4 protein-coding genes are annotated in these 2,687 nt (G+C 70.5%); 1 reads left to right on the top strand and 3 read right to left on the bottom strand.

The features are described 5' to 3' along the window. The 3 genes from ACWIHY_RS40165 to ACWIHY_RS40155 all read right to left on the bottom strand — a co-directional run. A partial coding sequence (locus ACWIHY_RS40165; RefSeq protein WP_454381693.1) for an ATP-binding cassette domain-containing protein occupies positions 1 to 184 on the bottom strand: 184 nt, incomplete at its 3' end. Between the two features lie 42 nt (positions 185 to 226). After that, positions 227 to 1,117, bottom strand: a complete 891-nt coding sequence (locus ACWIHY_RS40160; RefSeq protein WP_454381691.1) for a DUF4097 family beta strand repeat-containing protein — start codon at positions 1,115 to 1,117, stop codon at positions 227 to 229. Between the two features lie 111 nt (positions 1,118 to 1,228). Further along, entirely contained in the window at positions 1,229 to 1,759 is a 531-nt protein-coding gene (locus tag ACWIHY_RS40155) for a toxin-antitoxin system HicB family antitoxin (protein ID WP_454381690.1), read from the bottom strand. Positions 1,760 to 2,057: 298 nt separating this feature from the next. On the opposite strand from ACWIHY_RS40155, the gene ACWIHY_RS40150 reads away from it, so the two are divergent. Continuing rightward, positions 2,058 to 2,687, top strand: a 630-nt coding sequence (locus ACWIHY_RS40150) for an MMPL family transporter (protein ID WP_454381688.1), incomplete at its 3' end; no start/stop codon positions are given.

The following is a 2,687-nucleotide window of genomic DNA, read 5'->3' as shown; positions in this document are numbered from 1 at the left end:
TGACGGCGGTGGTCTTGCCGGCGCCGTTCGGGCCCAGCAGGGAGAAGATGGTGCCCTGCGGCACCGACAGGTCGACGCCGTCGAGGACGGTCTTGCCGCCGTAGGACTTGCGCAGCCCGGTGGCGGTGATCGCCGGCGCCGTGGCGCTCGCGGCTATTGGCGCGGATGTCTGGGTGGCAGTCATGCCGCTTTCCTTTCGCGGGTGGGCAGTTGGGGCTGAGCGGGGTCAGGCGCGGCGGATGATGATGTCGCCGGCGGCGGTACGGGCGTGCACCTCGACGGTCTCGTCGGAGTCCGCGGGGCCGGTGGAGGAGCCGAGCGAGTTGCGTACCGTGCCGTACTTGGGGTTCAGGTCGAGCCAGGCCGCGGTGCCCTCGTGGATGCCCACTTCGAGGTCGCCGACGGAGGTGCGCAGGTCGATCCGGCCGCGGGTGGCGTCGCTGACGCGGATGCGGCCGTTGGAGGACATTGCGTCGACTCCGGCGTGGGCGACGCCGATCTCGATCCGGCCGTTGGCGGCCTTGGCGCCGACGCTGCTGTGCGCGATGCCGATGGAGATGTCGCCGTTGGCCGCGTTGGTCTTCAGGCTGCCGGTGACCTCGCCGACCTCGGTCGCACCGTTGCCGTTCTTGACGGTCGCCGTGCCGGCGACCGTGCCGACCTCGATCCGGCCCGCACCGATGACTTCGATGTCCCCGGTCGAGCGGGCCAGGCGGATGTCGCCGTGGTCGGTCTTGAGGTTGGCGTCGGCCACCTCGTCGACCTGGAGGTCGCCGAGCGAGGTCTTGAGCGTGACTGCCCCGAAGTGGCCTTCGCAGTAGAAGCTGCCCATGGCCGTGGTGCCCCGGACATCGGATCCGGCGGGCAGTTCGATGCTCACTTCGATGGAGCCCGGCTTGCCGAACAGAGACCGTTTCTTGGGTGTCTTGACCGTGAGGCGGCCGCCCGAGCAGGTGACCTGGGTCTGCTGCACGGCGCGCACGTCGTTGTCGTCGGATCCGTTGAGCGGCAGCACCTCCACGACCGTGTCGGTGCGCTTGCCCGATGTAATGCGGGCGGTGCCGACCTCCAGCTCGATGGTGGCGGCGATCGGTTCGGGGGTCTCGAAAGCAGGCATGGCTGTCCCGTCCTCTTGGCTTGGGTGGGTGATCCCGCTGGTGAGGCGGGTGATGAGTAACGTCGGCGGGATCGGCGATCCGCCGGTGAACGTGGGGGCGGGCCGGCGCCCCTAGCGGACCCAGCCGGTGAAGCCCCGGCTGCCCGAGTCCTTGCCGCGGCCCGGCGAGCTTGCGCGCTGCCCGCCGTCGAGGGTGGTGGACACGGCCCGCACCAGCCAGGCGTTGACCGACAGGCCTTCCGCCGCCGCGGCGTCTTCGGCGCGGGCCTTGAGGTGGGCGGGGAGACGGAAGTTGATCCGCGCCATGGCGGCGTCGTCGGCGTCCGCGGGCGGCGGTGGCGGCGTGGGTGCGGCGGGTTCCGCGATCGGCTCCTGCGCCTCCCGGAACGGCTCGGGTGCGGGCGGCGCCGTCACCACGAACTCCGGGTCGAGTCCGCGCAGTCGCACGTCGACCGAGCCCGGCGCCAGCTCCCGCGTGACCTCGACCATGGCGGCGGACAGTGCGTTGAGCAGAGTCAGGCGGGCGGCGGACTCGAGGGGGGCGGTGAGCCGCTCGGCCAGGGCGCGGGCGTCGTCGCCGCCGGCGTCCGCAGCGACGGCCAGCTCTTGCCGGAGGTTGTCGACGTAGGGAGTGAGGTCCATGACGCCATCATGGCACACCGATGGCGTCATGGCGAGCCAGATTGGCTTCCCTTTTTCGCGTACAGCTCTGAGCTGGGCTTTCTTCGTTGCAATAGCATGTTGCGGCGCCATATTGGCGGTCGGGCGGCTTGCTCATGCGCCGCGGTGATGCCATGGTGGCACCACTCGAGTGACGGGTCATGCGCCACCGCACTGCCGATCTGGCGCCATTGCTGAGGCCGCTCCGTGTCCCGCTGCCGCACCCCGCTCGCCCCTGTGCGCTTTCGACCTTCCCACCCACCGACAGGAGTTCCCAGCCGTGGCTACCTTCCTTTACAAACTGGGCCGTCTCGCCTTCCGGCGGCGATGGCTGATGGCGCTGCTGTGGGTGGTGATCTTCTGCGGTGCGGGCTTCGCCGCTTCCTCCGCCCCGGCGCCGCCCGCCGACACCTTCTCGATGCCCGGTACGGAGTCGCACCCGGCGCCGCCCGCCGACACCTTCTCGATGCCCGGTACGGAGTCGCAGAAGGCCTTCGACCTGCTGGAGAAGAAGTTCCCGGACGCGAGCGCCGACGGCGCGAGCGCCCGGGTCGTGGTCCGCGCACCCGAGGGCGAGAAAATCTCCGCCCCCGCGCAGAAGGGCCACGTCGCAGCGCTGGTTGCGCAGTTGAAGAAGTCCCCGCAGGTGGCCTCGGTGAGCGACCCGTTCACGACTAAGGCGGTGAGCAAGGACCGCTCCACCGCCTATGCCATCGCCACCTACAAGGTCCCCGCCACCAAGGTCGGCGACAAGGCGCACGACGCGCTCGACGACGCACTGGCCAAGGCCCGCGACGGCGGCCTGACCGCGGAGGCCGGCGGCGACGCCGTGAAGATCGAAGCCGCGATGGGCGGCACCGGCGAGAAGATCGGCATCGTTGTCTCCGCCGTGGTCCTGGTCCTCACGTTC

The organism is Streptomyces sp. NPDC055287 (assembly GCF_053646035.1).
Note: the sequence above shows the minus strand (reverse complement) of the source record. Positions and strands in the feature narration are given on the sequence as shown.